Consider the following 22,411-nt stretch of genomic DNA (forward strand, 5'->3'; position numbering starts at 1 on the left):
GGGGAGAAGGTCCCGGCAGGGGGATGAGGGGAGCCCGAGTATTACCTTTGCGATTCGACTCTTGAGCCGTGAGGCCCTAAATTGGATCCTTAGGTTTCCGATCGGGCTTGCCTCAACGGAATAGGCCAAGGATACGAGAATGCGTAGCGACGAGATCCGGCCAGGAACGTTGGCCAAACGCCATGCAGACCGACGATCCCAGACGTCGCTTGGGTTCCGGCGCGAGAGTTTTACTTTGCCGCGTGAGGAAGCACGTGCCAAGGCGCGCGATCTGTTTACCCGCTATCCCAAGGCGGCCTATATGACAGAGATCGAATACTGGGAAGAACTGCCGGACGGGCAGATCTTCGTCACCATGCGCCATTTGCCGACGGCCGACTGAGAAGGGCGGTTTTCGCGGCCAGGGCCAGTTGACCTGCGCCGGCGTCACTGGCAGGGTGGTTCTATGTTCAGGTTCAATCGATCGAACTCGCGGCTGATCTCGTCCGACCCCCTGGGGCCGGGTTGCAGTCGCATGCGCTGAACTCTTTCCGCCATCGCGTTTCAACCAGGGCCCCGCCATTCCGGCAGGGCCTTTTCGTTTGCTCCTGCCGCTGCGCGTCGCCAGTATCAGGAGGCAACATTGCTGGACATCGCTTTCATTCGTAACAACACCGCCGCGGTCGCTGAAGCCACCCGGGCCAAGGGCACGACGGTCGATCTGGATCGGATCCTGGCCCTCGATGCTGATTTGCGTCGCGGCAAAATGCGGCTCGAAACCTTGAGGGCGGAAAGAAATCGTATCACGGCACAGTTCGCAGGTGCATCCGCGCCGCTGCGCGCGGCCGGCGCCGAACGTTCCAGGGCGATCGCAAGCGAACTTACCGCTCTCCAGGGGAATGTCGGAGAAACGGAACAGGCCTTGCGTGACCTTTTGCTGACGGTTCCCAACCTTCCCTGGCCAGGGGCGCCTGTTGGGCCGGATGAAAAGAGCAATCAACTGGTGCGCGCCGTCGGCGATCGGCCCGACTTCGCCTTTCCGCCGCTCGATCACGTCGCCATTGCAGACAGGCATGGTTGGATCGATCAATCCCGGATTGCCAAGGTTGCCGGGGCTCGCAGTTATGTGCTGAAGGGGCGTCTGGCCTTGCTGGAGCAGGCGCTGCTGTTCGACACGTCTCGTCGGCTCGCCCGCGAGGGATTCCAGCCCATCTCCGTTCCGGCCCTAGTCCGTGGGGACGCCTTCGTCAACACCGGTCATTTTCCCTTCGCCAGGGACGACACGTTCGAACTCCCGCGTGATGGTGCATATCTCGCCGGCACCGCCGAGATCGCGCTGACCGGCCTGCATGGCGGCGAGATTATTGAGGAGCGCGATCTACCTTTGCTCTATGTGGGCTTTTCTCCCTGCTTCCGTCGCGAGGCCGGCAGCGGCGGGCGTGACGTGCGCGGCCTGCTCAGGGTTCACCAATTCTACAAGGTGGAGCAATATGTGATCTGCCGCGACGATCCCGAGGAATCCGCCTATTGGCATGCCCGGCTGCTCGCCAATGCCGAAACCATCCTGCAGGCCCTGGAACTGCCCTATCAGGTCGTCGAATGCTCCACTGGAGACATGGGGCCGGGCAAGGTGAGAATGAACGACATCGAGACCTGGGTGCCGAGCCTCGAGTGCTACCGGGAAACCCATAGCTGCTCTAGCCTGCATGATTGGCAAGCACGGCGAGCCAATATCCGCTGGCGCGATCGGCGGGGGCAGGTCCGATTTTGCCACACGCTGAACAACACCGCGATCGCGACGCCACGCATCCTGGTGCCCTTGATCGAGAATCACCAGACGCCGCAGGGGCGGGTCCGAGTGCCCGCCTTCCTGCGCAACTATCTCGATGGGAAGGAATTGCTGTGACGAGGGCCAGCCCGACCGGGACAGACCGGATTACAGCCCGTCCAGCAGGTCGGGTAACTCCGCCAGGAAGGCATCGCGCGCCTGCAGCCCGGCCCGGAGATTGCCCTTGCCGGCCATCTGCACCTGGTGAACGAAGGCCACGTTGCGGCCGTCCCTGTTGGCCCAGCCGACGAACCAGCCATAGGCATGATCGAAATCGAGCCTGCCGTCGGAGCGCCGGGGCGCACCGGAGCCGGTCTTGCCGTGAATTTCCCAGCCATTGGACAGCGGCGCCAGCACGAGGATGCGGGCTGTCATGTCGTAGGCGCGGCTCGAGACCGGCAATTGGTGTCGCACCATCCGCTCGAGGAAGTCGAGCTGCTGGAGCGGCGTGATCTTGAGGGACGAGCTCAGCCAGGCCTGGGTGAGCCCGTTCTGCTTGCCCGGATCGCCCGAGACGTCCTGATTGCCGTAGTCGAATTCGGCGACGTAGCGTTTGAAGCGCAGCTTGCCGAGACTCCGGGTGATCTGCTGCGAGTACCAGACCACCGAATTCTTCATCCAGCTTGCCGGATCTGTGCTGGTGCGCCATTCCGGCACCCAGTCGGCATAGCCTTCGCGAAAGGGCAGGGCGGGCACATGCTCGTTCTTCAGCAGGCCCGAATCATAGCCCATCAGGCTGATGGCGATCTTGAAGGTCGAGGCGGGCGTGATCGGTCTGTCGCAGCTTCCTTCCCGCTTGAGCAGCTTGCCGGTCGCCACGTCGGCCAGCAGCGTGCAGGCGCTGGCGACTTCCGATGGCTGGGCCAGGGCACTGCCTCCTCCGGCCGGTATCGTCGAGAAGACGGCGGCGGCAAGGGCCACCAGGGCGGTCGTCGGACGGTGCATGCAGCAGGGTCTCCGGAGTCGACGCGCATCTGTCAGAGACATTGTGGCCCGATCTTGTCGATGGCAGCAACAGGCCGCGCCGCCCCTGGGGACAAAGTGCGATTTGACGTGATTCCGTCAAATCGCAAAATGCGTTGGTCCGAAAGCGGGCTGCGAACCTATCCGGCTGCGGCCTGACGGCAGGGAGAGGGCGGGCGCTGGCGAGTCAGGGCCATTTCACCGTGGGCGGCATCGACGACAGGATCGAGGACACATTGCCCCCTGTCCTGAGGCCGAACAGCGTGCCACGGTCATAGAGCAGGTTGAATTCGACATAACGTCCGCGGCGCACCAACTGTTCGTCGCGCTCGGCGTCCGTCCAAGGTTTTTCGAAATTGCGCGTCACGATCTCGGGATAGATGGCGGCGAAGGCCGTGCCGACCGTCTGGGTGAAAGCGAAATCGGCCTGCCAGTCGCCGCTGGCGAGCCCGTCATAGAAAATGCCGCCGATACCGCGCGACTCGTTGCGATGCTTGAGGAAGAAATAGTCGTCGCACCATTTCTTGTAGCGGGCATAGTCGGCCACCGCGTGAGCCTCGCAGGCCCGGCGCATGGCGGCGTGAAAATCGAGGCTGTCCGGGTCTTCCTGTGTACGGCGCCCGTCGAGCATCGGCGTCAGGTCCGCACCGCCGCCGAACCAGGCCTTGGTTGTCACCACGAATCGGGTGTTCATGTGCACGGTGGGCACATGGGGGTTCCAGGGATGGGCGATCAGGGAGATGCCCGAGGCCCAGAAGCGCGGATCCTCGGCAGCGCCGGGGATGTCGGTACGAAATTCGGGTGAGAATTCCCCGTGGACGGTCGAACAATGCACGCCCACTTTTTCGAAAACCCTGCCATGCATCATCGCCATCACGCCGCCGCCGCCCGGGCGACCGGTGTGGTCGGTCCGCTGCCAGGGTGTGCGCTTGAAGCGTCCTGCGGCCGTATCGGCAGGGGCTCGGGTCTGGGGCAGCGTGTCCTCGAGGGTTTCGAAGGCGACGCAGATCTGATCGCGTAGAGCCTCGAACCAGGCACGGGCCTCGGCCTGGCGGGGGGCGATCTCGGAAGAAAGAGGGGCGGAACCGGGCTTTGTCATGCTGCCTCTATAGTCCGTTTCCGCTAGCAGGCAATTGCGCAGGATCAATGACGGCCGAAAGGCGGCCGTGCCTGATCAGGGGGACTATGCCTGGGAGGGAAAGCCGTCGGTCTGGCGCAGGGCCTCGCCCAGCACCATGGCGGCGGCGACGGCCACGTTGAGCGAGCGCAGTCCCGCCCGCATCGGTACGAATACCCGTGCGTCGGCCGCGGCATGGACCGCATCGGGCACGCCGGCTGATTCCCTGCCGACCATGAGGATGTCGTCCGGCCGGAAGACGTGGCCGGTATGGGGTACCGCGCCCTTGGTCGTCAGCAGCACTAGTCGCTGCCTGCTTGCGGCGCGCCAGGCCTCGAAGGCGGGGAAGGACACATGGCGGTCGATGGTGAGGCGGTCGAGATAATCCATGCCGGCGCGGCGGAACGCCCGGTCCGAAACAGGAAAGGCCGCGGGCTCGACGATGGCCGCCTTCACGCCAAGGCAGGCGCACAGGCGCAGCATCGTGCCGGCGTTCTGGGGGATGTCGGGCTGAAACAAGGCGAGAGTGAGCGGCATTGGAGCATCGGCGGGGCAAGAGCGGAGACGTTCTTCATAGGGGACACTTCCGGCATCGGGGATAGAGAATTTGCATTTATGGCGTTGATGTCATGCGACATAGCGCCATTTGCGGGCTGCACGATCTAGACAACTTCGCAACAGAGTGGCATGAGCCCCTTGATAAGGTTTGCCCCAGTTTCGCCGCGATCCGGTTCGGCGCGGCTGGGGTGGCCGAGATTTGGCAGAGTATGGATGGTGCGGGGCGGTCGCGTCCGGTTCCTCCATCATCCCGGCGGCGGCCGGGATGCGACGTATGAGAAGGATCGATCCGTGGCAGTCACGAACGAACACGCCGCAGAGCCCACTCGTCGCGATTTCATTTACATTGCCACCGGCGCGGTCGGTGCTGTGGGTGTCGCTGGCGCAGCTTGGCCTTTCATCAGCCAGATGAATCCGGACAAGGCGACCATCGCGGCGGGCGTGCCGGTCGAGGTCGACCTGACGCCGATTCCCGAGGGACAGTCGGTGAAGATCTTCTGGCGCGGCAAGCCGATCTTCATTCGTCACCGCACCAAAGCCGAAATCGCAGCGGCCGAGGACGTCAAGCTGACCGACCTGAAGGACCCCCAGGCCGATGCTGACCGGGTCAAGAAAGACCAGGCGCAATGGCTGGTCGTGGTCGGTATCTGCACGCATCTGGGCTGCATCCCGCTGGTCAACGAAGGCTCCTATCATGGCTGGTTCTGCCCCTGCCATGGTTCGGTCTACGATACCTCGGGACGCATCCGTCAGGGTCCGGCTCCGCTCAACCTGGAAGTTCCGCCCTATAATTTCGAGAGCCCGACCAAGATCATGATCGGCGCCGAATCGAACGCACAAGCTTAAGGTCACATTTCATGAGCGGAACCTCGACCTGGACCCCGAAATCCAGCCTTGGACGGTGGTTCGAGAGCCGCCTGCCGATCGGTGGGCTCGTCCACTCCTCGTTCATCGCCTATCCCACGCCGCGCAACCTCAACTATATGTGGACCTTCGGCGCCATCCTCTCCTTCATGCTGGGGGCGCAGATCCTCACGGGCGTGGTGCTGGCGATGCATTACGTCTCCGATTCGAGTCTGGCCTTCACCTCGGTCGATCTGATCCGCCGCGATGTGAACTGGGGCTGGCTGATCCAGAAGCTGCACGCCAACGGCGCCTCGATGTTCTTCATCGCCGTTTATCTCCACATCGCCCGCGGCATGTATTACGGCTCTTATAAGGGGCCCCGTGAGGTGCTGTGGCTGCTTGGCGTCGTCATCTTCCTCTTGATGATGGCAACCGGCTTCATGGGCTATGTGCTGCCCTGGGGCCAGATGTCGGGCTGGGGCGCTACCGTCATCACCAATCTGTTCTCCGCCATTCCCGTGTTCGGCAAGTCGATCGTGACGTGGCTGTGGGGCGGCTATGCGGTTGGTAACCCGACCCTGAACCGCTTCTTCTCGCTGCACTACCTCCTACCGTTCATGATCGCCGGCGTCGTGGTGCTGCATATCTGGGCGCTGCACGTGGTCGGCCAGAACAATCCGGCCGGCGTCGATATCAAGTCGGACAAGGATTCGGTGCCCTTCACGCCGTATGCGACGCTGAAGGACGCCTTCGGCATCGCCTGCTTCCTCGTCTTCTTCATGTATTTCGTGTTCTACATGCCGGATTATCTGGGCGATCCGGAGAACTATATCACCTTCGATCCCGGCAAGACTCCCGCGCATATCGTGCCCGAATGGTACTTCCTGCCTTTCTACGCGATCCTGCGCTCGATCCCGGACAAGCTGCTGGGCGTCATCATGATGTTCGCTGCCATCGTCATGCTGGCACTGCTGCCCTGGCTCGACACCTCGAAGGTGCGTTCGGCGGTCTATCGTCCGGTGTTCCGCTGGGTGTTCTTCATCTTCGTGGCGATCTGCATCGGCCTCGGCTGGATCGGCTCTCAGCCGCCGGAAGGCTCGAAGGTGCTGATCGGCCAGATCCTGACCGCGCTGTACTTCGCCTACTTCCTCATCGCCCTGCCGCTGCTGGGGTTGTTTGAGCAGACCAAGCCGGTGCCCGCTTCCATCGCCGATGCCATTCTGGCGAAGTCGGGCGGCATCCCCCTGCCGGCTGCAAACACCGCCGAATCGCAAAGCAAGGGCTGAGGGGCGAACGAGATGATTGAGATGTTCAAACCGTCACGCGTGGCCGGCCTGGCTGTCGCCCTTGCCACCCTGTTCGGCGCTGCCGGCCTCTCCCAGCCCGCCTGGGCGGAGGGAGGCGAGCAGCCGACCCGCCAGCAATGGAGCTTTGCGGGTCCGTTCGGCCGCTATGACCAGGGCCAGCTGCAGCGCGGCTTCAAGGTCTATCGCGAGGTCTGCTCGGCCTGCCACAGCCTGCATCGCGTTGCCTTCCGGACCCTGGCCGATCCCGGTGGCCCCGGTTTCACTGAAGGCCAGGTCAAGGCTCTCGCGGCCGAATACACCGTGATGGACGTGCCCAACGACAAGGGCGAGGTGCTCGAGCGCAAGGGGCGGCCCGCGGATTATTTCCCGCTGGTCTATCCCAACGATCAGGCTGCCGCCGTTGCCAACAATGGTGCCATTCCGCCGGACATGTCCCTGCTTGCCAAGGCGCGCGGTGTGAAGTCCGGCTTCCCCGGCTTCGTCTTCGACATCTTCACCCAGTACCAGGAGCAGGGGCCGGACTATATCCATGCCCTGATCACCGATGGCTATCTGAAGGATGACGAGAAGCCGCCGGAGGGCGTCACCGTTCCGCCGAACGGCCACTACAACAAGATCTTCGGCGCTTCGATCGGCATGGCCAAGCCGCTGGCCGATGGGCAGGTGGAATATACCGACGGTGCGCCGCAGACGGTCGACCAGTACACACGTGACGTCGCCGCCTTCCTGGCATGGGCGGCCGATCCCTCGCTGGAGAAGCGCAAGCAGACCGGCTTCGTGGTGATCATCTTCCTGATCGTGCTGTCCGGGCTGCTCTATTACACCAAGAAGAAGATCTGGGCCGACGCCCATTGAGGGCTTCGACCAACGCTTGATTGAGCAAAGCCGGGGATCGCCGATCCCCGGCTTTGCTGTTTCAGGCCCTGCAGTTTCCTCTCGATCGATTTATTGGCTCGACCGGTGGGAAGCCGGCTGGCTGGTCCGGCCTCGACTCTTGCGTGCGAGCGTGGTCTTTTTCGGCAACGAATCCCCGGAAGGCAGATCATGACCGCCAAGATAGAACTCTCGGGCTCCACAGCCCGCTTCCTCAAGGACGCGATCCGCACCATTCCCGACTATCCCAAGCCGGGAGTGGCGTTCCGCGACATCACCACCTTGTTGGGCGATGCCTGGGCTTTCCGACGGGCGATCGACGAATTGGTGCAGCCCTGGGCGGGTGCCAAGATCGACAAGGTGGCTGGGATCGAGGCGCGCGGCTTCATCCTGGGGGGCGCACTCGCCCACCAGCTCTCCTCCGGTTTCGTGCCGGTGCGCAAGAAGGGCAAGCTGCCGCACGAGACCGTGCGCATCGCCTATTCGCTGGAATATGGCCTCGACGAAATGGAAGTCCACAAGGATGCGGTAAAACCGGGCGAGCGGGTCATCCTGGTCGACGACCTCATCGCCACCGGCGGTACGGCAGAGGCGGCGGTCAAGCTGTTGCGCGAGATCGGGGCCGACGTGCTGGCTGCGGTCTTCATCATCGACCTGCCCGAGCTGAAAGGGGCCGACAAGATCCGGGCGCTGGGCGTGCCCGTGCATACGCTGGTGTCCTTCGAAGGCCATTGAACGGGGCAGCGGCCTTCCGGCAAGACGAGCGGGTTCTTGCTTTTCGCCCGGGATGCGTCTATGAGAACGCCGTTCCGCGACCAGACACCCCTGGAGGCAATGCGGAACGACCGAACCGGCCGCGCCAGCGGCCTTTTTCTTTGAACAACCCTAGGAACATACAATGTCCGTGAAGCAGATTTCCGCCACGGCTCGCACGCAAGTGGGCAAGGGGGCCGCGCGTGCCGTTCGTCGTGAAGGCAAGGTGCCGGCCGTGATCTACGGTGCCGGCAAGCCCCCCGTTTCCATCGCTCTCGACGCCAAGGAAGCCAACAAGCTGGTTTATGCCGGCCACTTCCTCACCACCGTGTTCGAGATCGAGGTTGATGGCAGCAAGACCCGCGCCATTCCGCGCGACTATGCTCTCGACCCGGTCAAGGACACCGTCGAGCATGTCGACTTCCTGCGTGTCGATGCCGGCTCGCGTCTGCGCGTCGATATTCCCGTGCATGCCGTCAACGCCGCGACCTCCGTGGGCGTGAAGCGCGGCGGTGCCGTCAACATCGTGACGCACTCCCTCTCGGTTCTGGCTCCCGCCGACAAGATCCCCGATTCGATCGATGTCGACGTCGCCGCTCTCGATATCAACGATTCGGTCCACGTCTCGCAGATCAAGCTGCCGGAAGGCGTTTCCTACGCCGGGCAGGACGATGCGACGCTGGTCTCGATCGTGCCGCCGGTTGGTGAAGAGGCTGCTCCCGCCGCCGAGGCGGCTGCCGAGCCCGCCGACGCCGCCAAGAAGTAATCCGGCTGCATATCCATTGCTGCGATGGCCGGGCTCGTCCCGGCCATTCGTGCTTTCATAGCGTTTGGCGATTTGATGGAGTCACCAAGAATCGCAAAGACGCGTTCGAACGAGGAGCTGGAGCAAAACAGCGTTTTCGCTTAAACGCGCTTTGCTCCAGAGACTATCATGCGTCTGTTCGTCGGCCTCGGCAATCCAGGGGCCAAATATGCTGCCAACCGGCACAATATCGGTTTCCTTGCCATCGACGAGATCGCGCGGCGCCATCGCTTCGCACCCTGGCGCTCGCGCTTTCAGGGCCAGGTCAGCGAGGGCAGCGTCGGCGCCGAACGGGTCATGCTGCTCAAGCCTCAGACCTATATGAACGAAAGCGGGCAATCGGTCGGAGAGGCCATGCGCTTTTACAAGATCGGCCTGGCCGATCTCACGGTCTTCCACGACGAGCTCGACCTGGCGCCCGCCAAGCTGCGCGTGAAGGTCGGCGGCGGCAATGCCGGGCATAACGGCCTCCGGTCGATCACGGCCCATTGCGGCAACGACTATCGCCGCGCCCGGCTCGGCATCGGTCATCCCGGTGACAAGGCGCTGGTGCATCATTTCGTGCTGAGCGACTTTGCCAAGGCGGAATGGCCTTGGGTCGAGGATCTGTGCACGGCCTGTGCCGATGCAGCGCCACTGCTGGCTGATGGAGAGGATGCGAGCTTCCAGAACAAGGTGCATTTGTTCATGGAGGCGAGGGGGCACGGCGCCGCCAAGCTAGCGGGAGCGTGAGGGGGTTTCTGGGAGCGCGGACGTCCTCGTCCGCTCTTGGAAGCGTCACGATTACAGGATGGGACGATGCGGACGAGGACGTCCGCGCTCCCAGGGAAGCATTGACGTTGCGCTGCTTCCTATCTACCCAGCACCCTAACGGATTTCGTCGGCGGCAGGAGCGCGCCGGCTACAAGATGAACGAGCGATCACCATGGGTTTCAAATGTGGAATCGTCGGCCTGCCCAATGTCGGCAAGTCGACCCTGTTCAATGCGCTGACGCAGACCGCGGCGGCGCAGGCGGCCAACTATCCCTTCTGCACCATCGAGCCCAATGTCGGCGATGTGGCGGTGCCCGACGAGCGCCTGGAGAAGCTCGCTGCCATTGCCAAGTCCGGCACCATCATTCCCACCCGCCTGACCTTCGTCGACATTGCCGGCCTGGTGCGGGGGGCCTCCAAGGGTGAGGGCCTCGGCAACCAGTTCCTGGGTAACATTCGTGAATGCGACGCGATCGCCCATGTGGTGCGCTGCTTCGAGGATGGCGACGTTACCCATGTCGAGGGCAAGATCGACCCGGTGGCCGATATCGAGACCATCGAGACCGAGCTGATGATCGCCGATCTCGACAGCTTGGAGCGCCGCGTGGTGGCGCTGGAGAAGAAGGCGCGGGGTGGCGACAAGGAAGCCAAGGAAAGCCTCGATTTGATCAACCGGGCCCTGGTGCTGCTGCGCGAGGGCAAGCCTGCCCGTCTGGTCGAGGTCAAGCCGGAGGAGCGCCGGGCCTTCGACATGCTGCAGCTCCTTACCGCCAAGCCGGTCCTCTATGTCTGCAATGTCGAGGAAGCCTCCGCCGACAAAGGCAATGGCCTGTCCGACAGGGTGAAGGCCCGCGCCGCCGAGGAAGGCGCCAAGGCGGTGGTGGTCTCTGCCAAGATCGAGAGTGAGATCGCCATTCTGCCGCCCGAGGAGCAGAAAGACTACCTCGATGCCATCGGCCTGAACGAGCCTGGCCTCAACCGCGTCATCCGCACCGGCTATGAGCTGCTCGATCTCGTCACCTATTTCACGGTGGGGCCGAAGGAAGCCCGGGCCTGGACCATCACCAAGGGCATGCGCGCGCCGCAGGCCGCCGGTGTGATCCATTCCGATTTCGAGAAGGGCTTCATCCGCTCCGAAACCATTGCCTATGGCGACTATGTCACGCTGAACGGCGAAGCGGGTGCCAAGGAAGCCGGCAAGTTCCGTCTGGAAGGCAAGGACTATGTGGTCGCTGACGGCGATGTCCTGCATTTCCGCTTTGCGACTTGAGTGCAAATAAAAAGCGCTCGATTTGAAGATCTTGAAAGGTCTTTGTTTGCCTGCGGGTTCGGCGTAATTTAACATTGTGATATGCCAATTGGTGGCTCCTGGTGGAATGCTGCCGATTGGCGGAAGGAAATCGATTTATCTGTGCTATGATGGCGTGAGTGTTCGTTCGTGACAGGGGCGGGGGCCATGCAATCCAACGAGCCGCCACGCAAGACGCCGGGCGAGCGGGCGACCATTCATGACGTTGCCCGGCTTGCCAATGTTTCGCCCGCCACCGTTTCCAAAGTGCTTCGCGGCCTCGGCGCCGTGAAGGCCGAGAGCGTGGCGCGTATCCATGCCGCCGTGCGGGAGCTTGGTTTCCGGGTCGACCCGCTGGCAGCCAATCTGCGCCGCTCGCGCCGCTCGATCGTCGGGCTCATCGTTCCGGACTTCCGCAACCCCTTCTTCGGTTCGATGGTCGCCCATTTCGAGCGCCTGGCGGAGGGGAGCGGCTATCGGCTGGTGACCGTTTCCAGCGCCGAGAAGACCGAGCGGGAGGCTGCCCAGACCGAGGCACTGCTCGATTGGCGGGTCGCCGGCATGATCGTGGTGCCGACGGATGGGCGTCCGGCCGCCGAAGCTTCCTTGCTCGATCAGAAGGTTGCCACGATCCTGCTCGACCGCGTTCCCGACGAGACGGGCTTCGATCGCGTCAGCGTCAACAATGTCGAGGCCAGCGCCGCCGTCATCCGTGCACTCGTGGCACGGGGGCATCGGCGTATCCTGCTCGGCCCTTCCTCGCTCGATCTCACCAATATGCGTGATCGCGTCAATGGCGCGATGGCTGCAGCGCAACAGGCCGGCATCGCTGACGATGTTGAAGTCCTGCTATGCGGCCCCGATGTCGCGTCGGCCATGACGGCGATGGCCTCACGCTTCGACAAGGGAAGGCTGCCGACGGCCATCTTCACGCTGTACAGTCCCGCCACGCTTGCGGCGTTGCGGGAGGTGGAGAGACGCGGCCTCGTCATGCCACGGGATCTGTCGGTTGTCGGGTTCGACGACATCGAATGGATGCAGGTGACGCACCCGCCGATTGCCGCGGTGATACAGCCGGTGCAGGCGATTGCCGAAGTCGCCTGGGCCCAGCTCATGCAGCGCCTGGCCGAGCCCGGCGAGGCGCCCCGGACCGTCGAGGTGGCCTGCGAGCTCGATTTGCGGGGATCGGTCGCCGGTCCGCGCGCCTGATCCTACGATCCGCCGTTCCGGCCTATTCCATCGCCTGTGCCTGTCCGGAGAGTTCGGCCTGCAGATGGGCGATCAGCCTGTCTGTTGCCGCTTCCACCGGGCCGTCATTGCGGATGATGAGGTCGGGGGCGAGACTGTCCTCGCGGTCGATCTTGCGGGCCAGGCGCGCCCGGATCATCTCTTCGCTTTCGCGACCGCGGGCCGCCAGGCGCTGGGCGATGATCTCGGCCGGCGCGGTCACCAGCACGACGCTGAGGCCGGCGAAGCGCTGGCGTGCTTCCGGCAGGCTGGAGCGCGAGAGGTTGCAGACGGCATGGCGACCTTCCTCGGTCGCCAGCCGCACCTCGAGGGGCAGGGCATAGCTCAGGCCATGCGCACGCCAGGACAGCGAAAAGCCTCCTTGCGCTTCCAACTCGGCAAAGCGCTCCTCGGACAGCGTATCGTGATCTTCCGAGCTGTTGCTTTCACGCGTGATGATGCGGCGCGGGAAGATCAGGCCGGGATGGTCGGCGAAACGCAGGCGGGCGGCATCGATCAACGTGTCCTTGCCCGCGCCGCTCGGTCCGACGATGGCGATCAGCTTGCCGAGGCGCGGTTTGGGCTGGATCAAGGCGGGTTCGTCGGTCATGCCGCGATCTTGCCCTCGCTCCAGACACGGCGGATGATCGGCGTGGTGCCGGCACCCGAGGCAACCTGGGTTACCCGCACCAGATCCGCGCGGCGTCCCTGCTCCAGCCGGCCACGATCATGAAGGCCGGTGGCACGGGCCGGCGTATCGCTGACCATGCGCACCGCCGCCGGCAGGTCGATCGAGGGCACCCGCTCGGGCAGCTGGAAGGCGGCAAGCAGCAGGCTGGCCGGTACGTAATCAGAGGAGAGAATGTCGAGTACGCCCTCTCCGGCGAGGTCCGACGCCGCGATATTGCCGGAATGGGAGCCGCCGCGCACGACGTTGGGCGCACCCATCATCACGCTGATGCCGGCTGCGTGGGAGGCGAGGGCCGCTTCGAGCGTAGTGGGGAATTCGGCGATGGCGACACCGTCGGCCACCGCTTCTTCCACATGCCCGGCGGTGGCATCGTCATGGCTGGCGAGCACGATGCCATGTTCGCGCGCCAGCGCCACCAGGCTGGAACGGCTGTGCAATGCGAAGCGGGCATGCCTGTCGAGCTTGTCCTTGATGTAGGTCTCGACATCGGTTTCGCCGCGCACCCGGCGTGGAAAATAGAAATTCATCCAGGTGTTGAGATCGCGGAACTGGCGCTGGCCGGGGGTATGATCCATCAGCGACGCCAGATGAACGGGGTAGAGTTCCCGGAAGGCCTGGAAGGCCGTGAGGACGTCGGGTGTGGCGAGCTCGCAGCGAATATGGGTGCGGTGCTCCACGCGCAGATGTCCGTGCTGGCGTGCTTCTTCCAGGGCTCCGGCCAGCGCCGTGCCCTCCTTGGAGATGGTGCCTTCTTCCGTCTCGGATCCGAGACGGATGGAATCGAACACGGTGGTGATGCCGGCAGCCGCGATCTGGGCGTCATAGGCCATCACGGCGCTGAGGGCATGCCAGCGCACCGAAGGGCGCGGCGAGTAATGGGCTTCCAGATGGTCGGTATGGAGTTCCACCAGGCCGGGCAGGATATGATCCCCTGCCATGTCCAAACCTTTCTCCGGCGCCTCGCCCTCGCCCATCTCGGCGATGCGGCCCTTGTCGACGGCGATCCAGCCCTTGCCGATCACGCGGTCGGCCAGGACGAGGCGGGCATTTGAGAGAACAAATTGCTCAAGATCAGGCATGGTTGAAATGTCCGTTCAGGCGGCAAGTGAAGTTACGGAAAACCGGGTGACGTCGACGACGCGGTCCGCGACTCGTTCGCGCACATCCTCGTCATGAAAGATGCCGACAATTGCGACGCCATTTTGTTTCTTGGCGGTGACGAGGTCGACGACGACCGCCCGGTTGGCGGCGTCGAGCGAAGCGGTCGGCTCGTCGAGGAGCAGAAGCGGCCGGTCGGCGGCGAGGCCGCGCGCGATGTTGACGCGCTGTTGCTCGCCGCCCGAGAAGGTCGCGGGCGGCAGGCGCCAGAGCCGCTCCGGCACGTTGAGCCGGTGAAGCAGATCCTGGGCGCGCCTGGTGGCGGCGTCCTCGGCCAGGCCGGTTTCGCGTGCCGCTTCCGCCACGATGGCGAGGGCGGAGACGCGGGGAATCACGCGCAGGAACTGGCTGACATAGCCCATGGTGCGGCGGCGTAGCGCCAGGATGCGCCGGGGTTCGGCGGTGGCGATATCGACGACCTCCTCACCTTCGCGCAGCAGGATCGCGCCGCTATCGCAGCGATAATTGCCGTAGATCATCTTGAGGATCGAGGATTTGCCGGCCCCGGACGGCCCGCCGAGCACGACGCATTCGCCGGGGGCGACGGCAAAGCGAACATCCTGCATCACGCCGATGCTCTGGCCTCCCTGAAGATGCAGGGTGAAGCTCTTGGAAACGCCTTCGAGGGTGAGAATGGGGGAGGTCATGCTGCCAGCACCGAAGAAACCAGAAGTTGGGTGTAAGCCTCGTGCGGATCGTCGAGGACCTGGTCGGTCAGGCCCGTCTCGATCACCCGGCCCTGCCGCATCACCATGATGCGATGCGATAACAGCCGTGCGACAGCGAGGTCGTGCGTGACGATGACGACCGCGATGCCGAGATCGGCAACGAGGCCGCGCAGGAGGTCGAGCAAGCGCGCCTGCACCGAAACATCGAGGCCGGAGGTCGGCTCGTCCATGAAGACGAGGCGCGGGCGGGTGACGAGGTTGCGGGCGATCTGCAGGCGTTGGCGCATGCCGCCGGAGAAGCTGGCGGGGGTATCGTCGATGCGGTCGGCCTCGATTTCCACCCGGCCGAGCCAGTCCAGTGCCGATTCGCGAATACGCCCATAATGCCGCGCGCCGACCGCCATCAGGCGCTCGCCGACATTGGCGCCGGCCGAGACGCCCATGCGCAGGCCGTCGCGCGCATCCTGGCGCACGAAGCCCCAGTCGGTGCGCAGGAGGAAGCGGCGTTCGGCCTCGCTCAGCGCGAAGAGGTCGCGGACGGCCCCGTCACGCATGCGATAATGCACCGAACCGGCAGTGGGCTCGACCTCGCTGGAGAGGAGGCCGAGCAGGGTGGACTTGCCCGACCCGGACTCGCCGACCACGGCAAGGACCTCGCCCTCATAGAGATCGAAGGAAACGTCGGCGCAGCCCAGGCGTGTGCCGTAATGCTTGGTGAGCCCGCGAGCCTGGAGCAGGGGGGAGCTGTCGAAAGTCATGGCTCATCCTTCCTGGGAGCGCGGACGTCCTCGTCCGCTCGTGAAAACGATGCACTCGACGACAAGGCTGGAGCGGGTGAGGACGTCCGTGCTTCCAGGGGCGACGAGCCCAGCATCTCGCCCCTGTGCCCCGCGGCCCGCCTCGTTTCGCAATGGTCGGTGTCCGAGCAGACGAACATGCGGCCGCCGCGATCGTCGAGGACGACCTCGTCGAGATAGACGTCCCGCGCGGCGCAGAGGGCGCAGGGCTGACTGAAACGCTGCACGCTGAACGGATGATCTTCGAAGTCGAGGCTCTTCACCCGCGTATGTGGCGGCACCGCATAAATGCGCTTCTCGCGCCCGGCTCCGAAGAGCTGCAGCGCCTCGCAATCGTCGATCTTGGGATTGTCGAATTTCGGCGTCGGCGAGGGATCCATGACATAGCGCCCGGCGACTTCCACCGGATAGGCGTAGGTTGTGGCGATATGGCCGTGGCGGGCGATGTCCTCATAGAGCTTCACATGCATCAGGCCGTAATCGGCGAGAGCGTGCAGCTTGCGCGTCTCGGTCTCGCGCGGTTCGAGGAAGCGCAGCGGCTCAGGGATTGGCACCTGATAAACCAGGATCTGGTCAGGCTTGAGGGGCGCTTCCGGCACGCGGTGGCGTGTCTGGATGATGGTGGCGTCCTGCGTGGCGGTGGTGGTGGCGACGCCGGCCGTCTTGGCGAAGAAGCGGCGGATCGAGACGGCGTTGGTGGTGTCGTCGGCGCCCTGGTCGATCACCTTCAGCACGTCGTCGGGGCCGATCACCGCCGCTGTTACCTGCACGCCGCCGGTGCCCCAGCCATAGGGCATCGGCATCTCGCGCGAGGCGAAGGGCACTTGGTAGCCGGGGATGGCGATGGCCTTGAGGATCGCCCGGCGGATCATGCGCTTGGTCTGTTCGTCCAGATAGGCGAAATTGTAGCCGCTGGGATTGTCATCCCGTGCGCGGTGCAGCGCGGAGCGATGCCCCGCAGACACGGGACCGTTCGAAGAGTGAGCCTCTTCCTGCTTGCGGTCCCGGCTCTCCGCTTCGCTCCGACCGGGATGACTTGCTGCCTCGGTCATGCTGCGTCCTCCTGCCGGGTTTCGGCCAGCGCCGTCTCTCGCCGCTCGGCATGCTCGGCCCTCAGGCGCCTGACGAGGTCGAGCTCGGCCTGGAAGTCGACATAGTGGGGCAGTTTCAGATGCTCGACGAAGCCCGTCGCCTGCACGTTGTCGCAATGGGACATCACGAACTCCTCGTCCTGGGCGGGCGCAGTCCTCTCTTCGCCGAACTCGCGCGCCCGCAGCGAGCGGTCGACCATCGCCATGGACATCGCCTTGCGCTCAGCCTGCCCGAAGACCAGGCCATAGCCGCGTGTGAATTGCGGCGCGGCTTCGGCAGAGCCTGCGAACTGGTTGACCATCTGGCATTCGGTGACGGTGATCGAGCCCATCGGCACGGCAAAGCCGAGCTCCTCCGGCACGAATTCCACCTCCACTTCGCCGAGCCGGATTTCGCCGACGAAGGGGTGGGTGCGGCCAAAGCCGCGCTGGCTGGAATAGGCGAGCGCCAGGAGGAAGCCTTCATCGCCCCGGGCGAGCGCCTGCAGCCTGAGATCGCGGTCGGCCGGGAAGGCGAGGGGTTCGCGGGTGAGATCGCCCACCGGGCGTTCGGGGTCGGGAGCGGCGTTGCGCTCGATCAGGTCCTCGCCGCCGAGCAGGTCGCTGACGCGCGGCGTCTTCTCCCCGGTGGCGGGCTTTTCCTTGGGGGGCTCGACCTCGGCGCTGGCGGCCAGCATGAAGTCGAGCAGGCGATGGGTGTAGTCGAAGGTCGGGCCGAGCACCTGGCCGCCCGGCAGGTCCTTGAAGGTCGCCGAGATGCGACGACGAATGGCCATGTCGTCGGTATCGACAGGCGTGCTGGTGCCGAAACGCGGCAAGGTGGTGCGATAGGCGCGTACCAGGAAGATCGCTTCGATCAGGTCGCCCCGGGCCTGCTTGATGGCGAGGGCGGCCAGATCGCGGTCGTAAAGCGAGCCCTCGGCCATCACGCGGTCGACGCCGAGGGTGAGTTGCTCGCGGATCTGATCGGTGGCGAGATCGGGAACCGCCTTGTCGCCGCGCCGGACATGAGCGAGCAGGCGATGGGCGTTGTCGATGGCTTCCTCGCCACCCTTGACGGCGACATACATCAGGCTACTCCAAGAATTTGGGACGAGCGCGGCAGGCCGGCGATCCTGCCCGGTGCCGTGAAGACGATATCGACGCCGCATGGAAAGGCGGCATGGTTGGCGCTGAGCTGCCGGCGGAAGTCATCGGGAAGCGGCGCGAGCGCCAAACCTGCGTCGGCCTTGATGCCGGGCCCGGTAAAGGCGAGATCATGGCCGGCTTCGAGCCGCTCCAGTGCGATCAGCAGCGTGGTCGAGCGATCGGGATATTCGTCACTGCCCTGGGCGAAACTGGCGAGGTCAGGACAGGCGGCGGCATCTGCGACAAGGGCAAAGGCTGCCTCTTGTGGGTCTTCCGTCAGGTGGGCTCCGGTATGGAAGGTGAGATAGGCTCGTACCTCCGCTGTCCGCAGCCTGGCATCGAGCCAGAGCGGGGCCTCGTGATCGGCCACAGCGAGGGCAAGGGCGGCCAGTTCCGGCGTCAGTGGTGCCGGTGGCACCAGCCCCGTCAAAAGGGGCTGGGGACGGGCCGGCCGGGCCAGCGCATTCATGCAGGCGCGGAAGACCGCCTGGGATTCGAGTGCCGCATCGGCAAAGCCGGGCGCCAGATCCTGTGCAAATTGGTCCTGTGCAAGGCTGATCATCAGTCCTCTCCCCGTACCATGGTGAAAAAATTGACCTTGGTCGCTGCGGTCTGCCGGGCTGAAACGCCGGCTTCCGCATTCAACCGGGTGGCCACCGGCCGCAGTGCCCGTTCGACCGCCTTGCGACGGGCCTCGTCCTGCCAGAGTGCGTCGAGCAGGGCGGCGGCGCTGGCCTTGGCGCTGTTACGGCCGAGATGATAGGCAAAGCCGACAGGCCCATTTTCGAGCCGGACGGTGGCGCGCGACGTGCTCGCCTCGCCCAGGTTGAAGGCGGCGCCGTCGCCGCCGACCCGGCCCTGCAGCATGACGAGGCCGGTTGCGGCGGGCCGCAGCGCGGCATGGGCCGGCAACGGAGCCAGGGTCGAGAGGGCCTGGTCGAGTTCGCTGCCGGTTGCGTGGGCGCAAAGGCGCATGACGGCCTGGCGTGCCTTCAGTCCGGCAGCCGGCTCGGCCGCCATCTGGCGATGACGATCTGGGGAGGACTCATTCATGTCGGAACCATTGCTCTGCCTTGGGTCACAACAGGCTGGCGAAGCATGTTGTCTAGTGATATAGACAACTATATGAGGAACCTTGCAACGCTTCCATGACAAAACCAGTCCCGCCTAGGAATTTTTCGTCGCAGATGGCAACAAGCGATTTTGCTGCTGCGGAAGACGGTGTTTCCCGTGGCGATGGTATCGCCGCCTGGCGCAAGATCGTGGATCTCGTCGAGGCGGAGATCATTGGCGGCATGCTGGCCCCCGGGACGCAATTGCCGACGGAGGCCGCACTGGCCGCCCGCTTCGGCGTCAACCGGCATACGGTGCGCCGGGCCCTCGGCGAACTGGCCGGCAAGGGCCTGGTGCGCACCGCGCAGGGCAGGGGGACCTTCGTCGAGCTTTCTCGGCTTGCCTATCCGATCGGCGAGCGCACGCGTTTCAGCCAGAACATGGCGCAGGAAGGGCGCGAGGCCGGGGGCATCGTGCTGGAGGCCGTCGAAATCGAGGCCGATCCGCGCCTTGCCGGATTGCTGGCCATTGCACCGGGCAGTCCGGTGCTGAAGCTGCTGACCATGCGTTCGGCCGACGGGGTGCCGATCGCCTTCGGCAATTCCTTCCTGCCGCTGCCGCGCTTTGCCGGTTTTGCCGATGCCTATCGGCGCTTCGGGGCCGTGACGCCGGCCTTGGCGGCCTGCGGCGTCGAGGATTACAAGCGGGTATCGACCCGTGTCGGGGCGCGCTTTGCCTCACCCGATGAAGCAACCAGGCTCGATATTGCGGTCGGCCGCCCCGTCCTGACGGTGGAGGGTGTCAACATCGATGCCGACGGCGTGCCGATCCAGGCGATCTTCAGCTTGTTTGCCGCGGACCGTACCGAGATCGTGGTGCAGAGCTGACGGGCGCTGAGTGCCGGCCTTTCAGCTCCATCAATCGATGGAGCGTGGTCGACACACCAAGATCCCTAGCCGCGATAGTCGTGCCGGATGCCGCGCGGATCCGTCACGACAGGGCCGTTCTCGCCATCGTCGAGATAACCAGGCCCGATCGGCACCTTGCCGTGTCCGCCGGGAATGTCGAGCACATAGGTGGGCTGGCCGAGGCCGGTGAGGGTGCCGCGAAGGTCCCGCATCACCGCCTGGCCCTCGGCGATGGTGGTGCGGAAATGGCCCGTACCCTTGGCGAGGTCGCCATGGTGCAGATAATAGGGCTTGATGCGCAGGCCGAGCAGAGCCCGGAACAGGGCCGACAGTTCCTCGGCCGTGGCGTTGACGCCCTTGAGCAGCACGGTCTGGCTGACCATGGCGATCCCCGCCTTGACCAGCCGCGTACAGGCAACCCGCGCGGCGGGCGTGAGTTCGCGCACATGATTGGCGTGCAGGGCGACGAACACGCCCTTCGGGCTGTCGAGGCTTTCGATGAGCTCGTCCGTGACCCGTTCGGGCGCCACCACCGGCACGCGCGTATGAAAGCGGATCACGCCGACATGATCGATGGCCGACAGCGCTCTCACGATCCGGCCGATGCGCCGCGGCGACAGCGCGAAGGGATCGCCGCCGGTGATGATGACCTCGAAGATCGCCGGATTGCCGGCGATATAGGCCAGGGCGGCATCGAGTTCGCCACTGCCGAGCATGTCGCCCTCCGGCCCCACCATCTCCCGCCGGAAGCAGAAGCGGCAATAGACCGGACACACATGCAGTGGCTTGAGCAGGACGCGGTCGGGGTAGCGATGAACGATGCCCTTCACCGGCGAGAAGGCGTCGTCCCCGATCGGGTCCGAGAGTTCGTCCGGGCTCCATGTCAGTTCATGGCTGGTCGGTACGAACTGGGCGGCGATTGGATCCTGATCGGGGGGGCCCTCGATCAGGTCCGACATCGCAGGGGTGATGGCAACGGAGAAACGTCGCGCGACCTCCTCGATGTCGAGGCGTTCGAGCGGCGAGACAAGGCCGGCGGCCTCCAGATCGGAAGCGCTCCTGAGACTGGAATGCTTGTTCATGTGATCGTCTGTTCCGGGAGGCCCGTTTCGGTCCTGTCCCGGAAATCCTGCAGGGTTTCAAAATCTGGCCCTGCTCATAAACCTTTGGGCCGCCTTTCGGAAGGTGAAAGGCAAGAATCGTCTCGACCGTACCCTGCGGGCCATGCATGCTTCGCCGGGGGCTGTCCTGGGAGAATCAGCATGATCCGTTTGCTCGGTGTTGCTCTCGTTTCGTCTTGCCTCGTCGCCAGTGCCATGGCCGCAGGTGCCACCTGCAAGGCCCAGGCAACCGACAAGAAGTTGGCGGGGGCCGCCTTGACGGCCTTCACCAACAAATGCGCCAAGGATGCCGCCGGCGCCTGCGATGCGCAGGCCGCTACCAAGAAACTGAACGGTGCGGCCAAGACGAGCTTCGTCAAGAAGTGCACGGCTGACGCCGTCGGCGGCTAAGATCCATCAGGCGCCGCGTTCTCATGCCTTCACAAGAGGAGCATGCGGCGCCGAAACCTGCCGCAGGAAAAGGCGATCTTCCCGCCGGATGAAGGCTTCGCGCTTGGCGAGATCGTAGTTGGCGCGGCCGCCGGCGCTGTTGCGCAACCGGGCTCGGTAGGCCTCATAGGCGGCGAGGTCCTCGATATTGTAGACCCCGTAGGCCGTCGTGGCCGATCCCTCATGCGGCGCGTAGTAACCGATGAGGTCGGCCCCGCAGGCCGGGATGAGCTGGCCCCAATTGCGGGCATATTCCTCATAGGCTTCGAGCTTGAAGGGATCGATGTCATAGCGGATGAAGCACGTGATCATGGCCGTCTCCTTGGTTGGCTGACCGGGACAGGCTAGGCGATTGAGCGACGTCAATGCTTCGGCTATGATCGTAGTATGAAAGACGGACCGATGATCGCCTCTGTCGCCGCCCTGATCGGCGACCCCGCCCGCGCCAACATGCTCACGGCGCTGATGGATGGGCGGGCCCTCACCGTGAGTGAATTGGCCGAGGCCGGGGGCATCACCCTGCAGACGGCCAGCGGCCACCTTGCCAAGCTCGATGCGGCCGGCCTGCTCTCAGCTGAGAAACAGGGACGGCACCGCTATTTTCGCCTGTCCGGCCACGATGTCGCGCAGGTGCTGGAAGCGCTGATGGGGCTGGCCCAACGCACCGGCGCCGTCAGGGTGCGAACCGGCCCGCGCGACGAAGCCATGCGGACAGCCAGGATCTGCTACGACCACCTCGCCGGAGCGCGCGGCGTCGCCCTGCTGGACGGCTTCGTCTGTCAGGGCTTTATCAGCGGTGATGACGATCCCGTGGTCACGGCCACCGGGCAGCAATTCTTCGTCGGGCTGGGGCTCGACGTGCCGGCCATGGCCAAAAGCCGGCGCCCGCTCTGCCGGCGCTGTCTCGACTGGAGCGAGCGCCGCAGCCATCTCGGCGGTGCCCTTGGTGCGAGGCTCCTCGACTGGGTGATCGAGCGTGATTGGGCTCGGCGCAGGGAGGGGCGCGTGATTGCCTTCACACCGGTCGGCGCAAAGGCTTTCGATGCGGCGTTCGGCCTGGCGGGATAGGA

Annotated in this window: 24 protein-coding genes and 1 pseudogene; 12 read left to right on the top strand and 13 right to left on the bottom strand. The window is 64.6% G+C overall.

Annotated features, from left to right (window positions below; genetic code table 11):
• Positions 1-139 precede the first annotated feature (139 nt).
• Together U1R88_RS09130 and serS are read left to right on the top strand one after the other, a co-directional pair.
• On the top strand, positions 140-382 hold the full coding sequence (locus U1R88_RS09130; RefSeq protein ID WP_068288358.1) for a hypothetical protein: 243 nt from the start codon (positions 140-142) through the stop codon (positions 380-382).
• Positions 383-622: 240 nt separating this feature from the next.
• Entirely contained in the window at positions 623-1,885 is a 1,263-nt protein-coding gene (gene serS / locus U1R88_RS09135; RefSeq protein WP_322430954.1) for a serine--tRNA ligase, read from the top strand.
• 30 nt (positions 1,886-1,915) lie between these two features.
• Here serS and blaOXA read toward each other — a convergent pair whose 3' ends face one another.
• The 3 genes from blaOXA to U1R88_RS09150 form a co-directional block, all read right to left on the bottom strand.
• A complete protein-coding gene (gene blaOXA, locus U1R88_RS09140; RefSeq protein WP_322430955.1) occupies positions 1,916-2,752 on the bottom strand; it encodes a class D beta-lactamase in 837 nt (278 codons plus the stop codon).
• Between the two features lie 205 nt (positions 2,753-2,957).
• Entirely contained in the window at positions 2,958-3,869 is a 912-nt protein-coding gene (gene hemF, locus U1R88_RS09145) for an oxygen-dependent coproporphyrinogen oxidase (protein ID WP_322430956.1), read from the bottom strand.
• 84 nt (positions 3,870-3,953) lie between these two features.
• Positions 3,954-4,424, bottom strand: a complete 471-nt coding sequence (locus U1R88_RS09150) for a tRNA (cytidine(34)-2'-O)-methyltransferase (RefSeq protein WP_322430957.1) — start codon at positions 4,422-4,424, stop codon at positions 3,954-3,956.
• A 312-nt stretch (positions 4,425-4,736) separates the two neighbouring features.
• Here U1R88_RS09150 and petA point away from each other — a divergent pair, with 312 nt between their 5' ends.
• The 7 genes and pseudogenes from petA to U1R88_RS09185 all read left to right on the top strand — a co-directional run bounded on the left by petA (position 4,737) and on the right by U1R88_RS09185 (position 12,279).
• Positions 4,737-5,291, top strand: a complete 555-nt coding sequence (petA, locus tag U1R88_RS09155; protein WP_105861606.1) for a ubiquinol-cytochrome c reductase iron-sulfur subunit — start codon at positions 4,737-4,739, stop codon at positions 5,289-5,291.
• 11 nt (positions 5,292-5,302) lie between these two features.
• Positions 5,303-7,453: pseudogene (locus tag U1R88_RS09160) on the top strand (cytochrome c1).
• Between the two features lie 189 nt (positions 7,454-7,642).
• Positions 7,643-8,206 carry an adenine phosphoribosyltransferase gene (locus U1R88_RS09165; RefSeq protein ID WP_068288376.1) on the top strand — a complete coding sequence of 188 codons (564 nt, stop codon included), beginning with the start codon at positions 7,643-7,645 and terminating at the stop codon, positions 8,204-8,206.
• Between the two features lie 163 nt (positions 8,207-8,369).
• Positions 8,370-8,990: a 50S ribosomal protein L25/general stress protein Ctc gene (locus U1R88_RS09170; protein WP_068288379.1), complete on the top strand. Its 621-nt coding sequence runs from the start codon at positions 8,370-8,372 to the stop codon at positions 8,988-8,990.
• A gap of 168 nt (positions 8,991-9,158) precedes the next feature.
• Complete coding sequence (pth, locus tag U1R88_RS09175) at positions 9,159-9,761, top strand: aminoacyl-tRNA hydrolase (protein WP_068288382.1); 603 nt, start codon at positions 9,159-9,161, stop codon at positions 9,759-9,761.
• A 193-nt stretch (positions 9,762-9,954) separates the two neighbouring features.
• The gene (ychF, locus tag U1R88_RS09180; RefSeq protein ID WP_322430958.1) at positions 9,955-11,052 is read left to right on the top strand and encodes a redox-regulated ATPase YchF; all 1,098 of its coding nucleotides are present in this window, start codon (positions 9,955-9,957) and stop codon (positions 11,050-11,052) included.
• 186 nt (positions 11,053-11,238) lie between these two features.
• Entirely contained in the window at positions 11,239-12,279 is a 1,041-nt protein-coding gene (locus U1R88_RS09185) for a LacI family DNA-binding transcriptional regulator (RefSeq protein WP_322430959.1), read from the top strand.
• A gap of 22 nt (positions 12,280-12,301) precedes the next feature.
• Here the strand turns inward: U1R88_RS09185 and phnN are convergent, their stop codons facing one another.
• Genes phnN through phnG form a run of 8 tightly spaced genes read right to left on the bottom strand, consistent with a single transcriptional unit; the run spans position 12,302 to position 18,883 of the window.
• Positions 12,302-12,907, bottom strand: a complete 606-nt coding sequence (phnN, locus tag U1R88_RS09190) for a phosphonate metabolism protein/1,5-bisphosphokinase (PRPP-forming) PhnN (protein ID WP_322430960.1) — start codon at positions 12,905-12,907, stop codon at positions 12,302-12,304.
• Positions 12,904-14,067, bottom strand: a complete 1,164-nt coding sequence (locus tag U1R88_RS09195; RefSeq protein WP_322430961.1) for an alpha-D-ribose 1-methylphosphonate 5-triphosphate diphosphatase — start codon at positions 14,065-14,067, stop codon at positions 12,904-12,906. The genes phnN and U1R88_RS09195 overlap by 4 nt, the downstream gene beginning before the upstream one ends.
• Before the next feature lie 15 nt (positions 14,068-14,082).
• Positions 14,083-14,793, bottom strand: a complete 711-nt coding sequence (gene phnL, locus U1R88_RS09200; protein ID WP_322430962.1) for a phosphonate C-P lyase system protein PhnL — start codon at positions 14,791-14,793, stop codon at positions 14,083-14,085.
• On the bottom strand, positions 14,790-15,572 hold the full coding sequence (gene phnK / locus U1R88_RS09205; protein WP_322430963.1) for a phosphonate C-P lyase system protein PhnK: 783 nt from the start codon (positions 15,570-15,572) through the stop codon (positions 14,790-14,792). The genes phnL and phnK overlap by 4 nt, the downstream gene beginning before the upstream one ends.
• A complete protein-coding gene (locus U1R88_RS09210) occupies positions 15,569-16,663 on the bottom strand; it encodes an alpha-D-ribose 1-methylphosphonate 5-phosphate C-P-lyase PhnJ (RefSeq protein ID WP_082979741.1) in 1,095 nt (364 codons plus the stop codon). Before U1R88_RS09210 ends, phnK begins: the two co-directional genes overlap by 4 nt.
• Complete coding sequence (locus U1R88_RS09215; RefSeq protein WP_322430964.1) at positions 16,660-17,772, bottom strand: carbon-phosphorus lyase complex subunit; 1,113 nt, start codon at positions 17,770-17,772, stop codon at positions 16,660-16,662. Before U1R88_RS09215 ends, U1R88_RS09210 begins: the two co-directional genes overlap by 4 nt.
• Entirely contained in the window at positions 17,772-18,392 is a 621-nt protein-coding gene (phnH, locus tag U1R88_RS09220; protein WP_322430965.1) for a phosphonate C-P lyase system protein PhnH, read from the bottom strand. The genes U1R88_RS09215 and phnH overlap by 1 nt, the downstream gene beginning before the upstream one ends.
• Entirely contained in the window at positions 18,392-18,883 is a 492-nt protein-coding gene (gene phnG / locus U1R88_RS09225; protein ID WP_425545399.1) for a phosphonate C-P lyase system protein PhnG, read from the bottom strand. The genes phnH and phnG overlap by 1 nt, the downstream gene beginning before the upstream one ends.
• Before the next feature lie 134 nt (positions 18,884-19,017).
• On the opposite strand from phnG, the gene phnF reads away from it, so the two are divergent.
• Positions 19,018-19,770, top strand: a complete 753-nt coding sequence (gene phnF, locus U1R88_RS09230) for a phosphonate metabolism transcriptional regulator PhnF (protein ID WP_322430966.1) — start codon at positions 19,018-19,020, stop codon at positions 19,768-19,770.
• Between the two features lie 65 nt (positions 19,771-19,835).
• Here phnF and U1R88_RS09235 read toward each other — a convergent pair whose 3' ends face one another.
• On the bottom strand, positions 19,836-20,873 hold the full coding sequence (locus tag U1R88_RS09235; RefSeq protein ID WP_322430967.1) for a lysine-2,3-aminomutase-like protein: 1,038 nt from the start codon (positions 20,871-20,873) through the stop codon (positions 19,836-19,838).
• Positions 20,874-21,053: 180 nt separating this feature from the next.
• Here U1R88_RS09235 and U1R88_RS09240 point away from each other — a divergent pair, with 180 nt between their 5' ends.
• Positions 21,054-21,302 (top strand): hypothetical protein, encoded by a 249-nt coding sequence (locus U1R88_RS09240; protein WP_322430968.1) that lies wholly within the window; start codon positions 21,054-21,056, stop codon positions 21,300-21,302.
• Between the two features lie 21 nt (positions 21,303-21,323).
• On the opposite strand, the gene U1R88_RS09245 is transcribed toward U1R88_RS09240, so the two are convergent.
• A complete protein-coding gene (locus U1R88_RS09245) occupies positions 21,324-21,653 on the bottom strand; it encodes an NIPSNAP family protein (protein WP_322430969.1) in 330 nt (109 codons plus the stop codon).
• 75 nt (positions 21,654-21,728) lie between these two features.
• On the opposite strand from U1R88_RS09245, the gene U1R88_RS09250 reads away from it, so the two are divergent.
• Positions 21,729-22,409 carry an ArsR/SmtB family transcription factor gene (locus U1R88_RS09250; RefSeq protein ID WP_322430970.1) on the top strand — a complete coding sequence of 227 codons (681 nt, stop codon included), beginning with the start codon at positions 21,729-21,731 and terminating at the stop codon, positions 22,407-22,409.
• Positions 22,410-22,411 lie beyond the last annotated feature (2 nt).

Source organism: Labrys sedimenti (assembly GCF_034424805.1).
Classification (GTDB): domain Bacteria; phylum Pseudomonadota; class Alphaproteobacteria; order Rhizobiales; family Labraceae; genus Labrys; species Labrys sedimenti.

Bases quoted from the DNA above. Each gene is read 5' to 3' on its own strand.
- U1R88_RS09130 (WP_068288358.1), top strand. From the start codon at position 140: ATGCGTAGCGACGAGATCCGGCCAGGAACGTTGGCCAAACGCCATGCA.
- blaOXA (WP_322430955.1), bottom strand. From the start codon at position 2,752: ATGCACCGTCCGACGACCGCCCTGGTGGCCCTTGCCGCCGCCGTCTTC.
- hemF (WP_322430956.1), bottom strand. From the start codon at position 3,869: ATGACAAAGCCCGGTTCCGCCCCTCTTTCTTCCGAGATCGCCCCCCGC.
- U1R88_RS09150 (WP_322430957.1), bottom strand. From the start codon at position 4,424: ATGCCGCTCACTCTCGCCTTGTTTCAGCCCGACATCCCCCAGAACGCC.
- U1R88_RS09165 (WP_068288376.1), top strand. From the start codon at position 7,643: ATGACCGCCAAGATAGAACTCTCGGGCTCCACAGCCCGCTTCCTCAAG.
- U1R88_RS09170 (WP_068288379.1), top strand. From the start codon at position 8,370: ATGTCCGTGAAGCAGATTTCCGCCACGGCTCGCACGCAAGTGGGCAAG.
- pth (WP_068288382.1), top strand. From the start codon at position 9,159: ATGCGTCTGTTCGTCGGCCTCGGCAATCCAGGGGCCAAATATGCTGCC.
- ychF (WP_322430958.1), top strand. From the start codon at position 9,955: ATGGGTTTCAAATGTGGAATCGTCGGCCTGCCCAATGTCGGCAAGTCG.
- U1R88_RS09185 (WP_322430959.1), top strand. From the start codon at position 11,239: ATGCAATCCAACGAGCCGCCACGCAAGACGCCGGGCGAGCGGGCGACC.
- phnN (WP_322430960.1), bottom strand. From the start codon at position 12,907: ATGACCGACGAACCCGCCTTGATCCAGCCCAAACCGCGCCTCGGCAAG.
- U1R88_RS09195 (WP_322430961.1), bottom strand. From the start codon at position 14,067: ATGCCTGATCTTGAGCAATTTGTTCTCTCAAATGCCCGCCTCGTCCTG.
- phnL (WP_322430962.1), bottom strand. From the start codon at position 14,793: ATGACCTCCCCCATTCTCACCCTCGAAGGCGTTTCCAAGAGCTTCACC.
- phnK (WP_322430963.1), bottom strand. From the start codon at position 15,572: ATGACTTTCGACAGCTCCCCCCTGCTCCAGGCTCGCGGGCTCACCAAG.
- U1R88_RS09210 (WP_082979741.1), bottom strand. From the start codon at position 16,663: ATGACCGAGGCAGCAAGTCATCCCGGTCGGAGCGAAGCGGAGAGCCGG.
- U1R88_RS09215 (WP_322430964.1), bottom strand. From the start codon at position 17,772: ATGTATGTCGCCGTCAAGGGTGGCGAGGAAGCCATCGACAACGCCCAT.
- phnH (WP_322430965.1), bottom strand. From the start codon at position 18,392: ATGATCAGCCTTGCACAGGACCAATTTGCACAGGATCTGGCGCCCGGC.
- phnG (WP_425545399.1), bottom strand. From the start codon at position 18,883: ATGAATGAGTCCTCCCCAGATCGTCATCGCCAGATGGCGGCCGAGCCG.
- phnF (WP_322430966.1), top strand. From the start codon at position 19,018: ATGGCAACAAGCGATTTTGCTGCTGCGGAAGACGGTGTTTCCCGTGGC.
- U1R88_RS09235 (WP_322430967.1), bottom strand. From the start codon at position 20,873: ATGAACAAGCATTCCAGTCTCAGGAGCGCTTCCGATCTGGAGGCCGCC.
- U1R88_RS09240 (WP_322430968.1), top strand. From the start codon at position 21,054: ATGATCCGTTTGCTCGGTGTTGCTCTCGTTTCGTCTTGCCTCGTCGCC.
- U1R88_RS09245 (WP_322430969.1), bottom strand. From the start codon at position 21,653: ATGATCACGTGCTTCATCCGCTATGACATCGATCCCTTCAAGCTCGAA.
- U1R88_RS09250 (WP_322430970.1), top strand. From the start codon at position 21,729: ATGAAAGACGGACCGATGATCGCCTCTGTCGCCGCCCTGATCGGCGAC.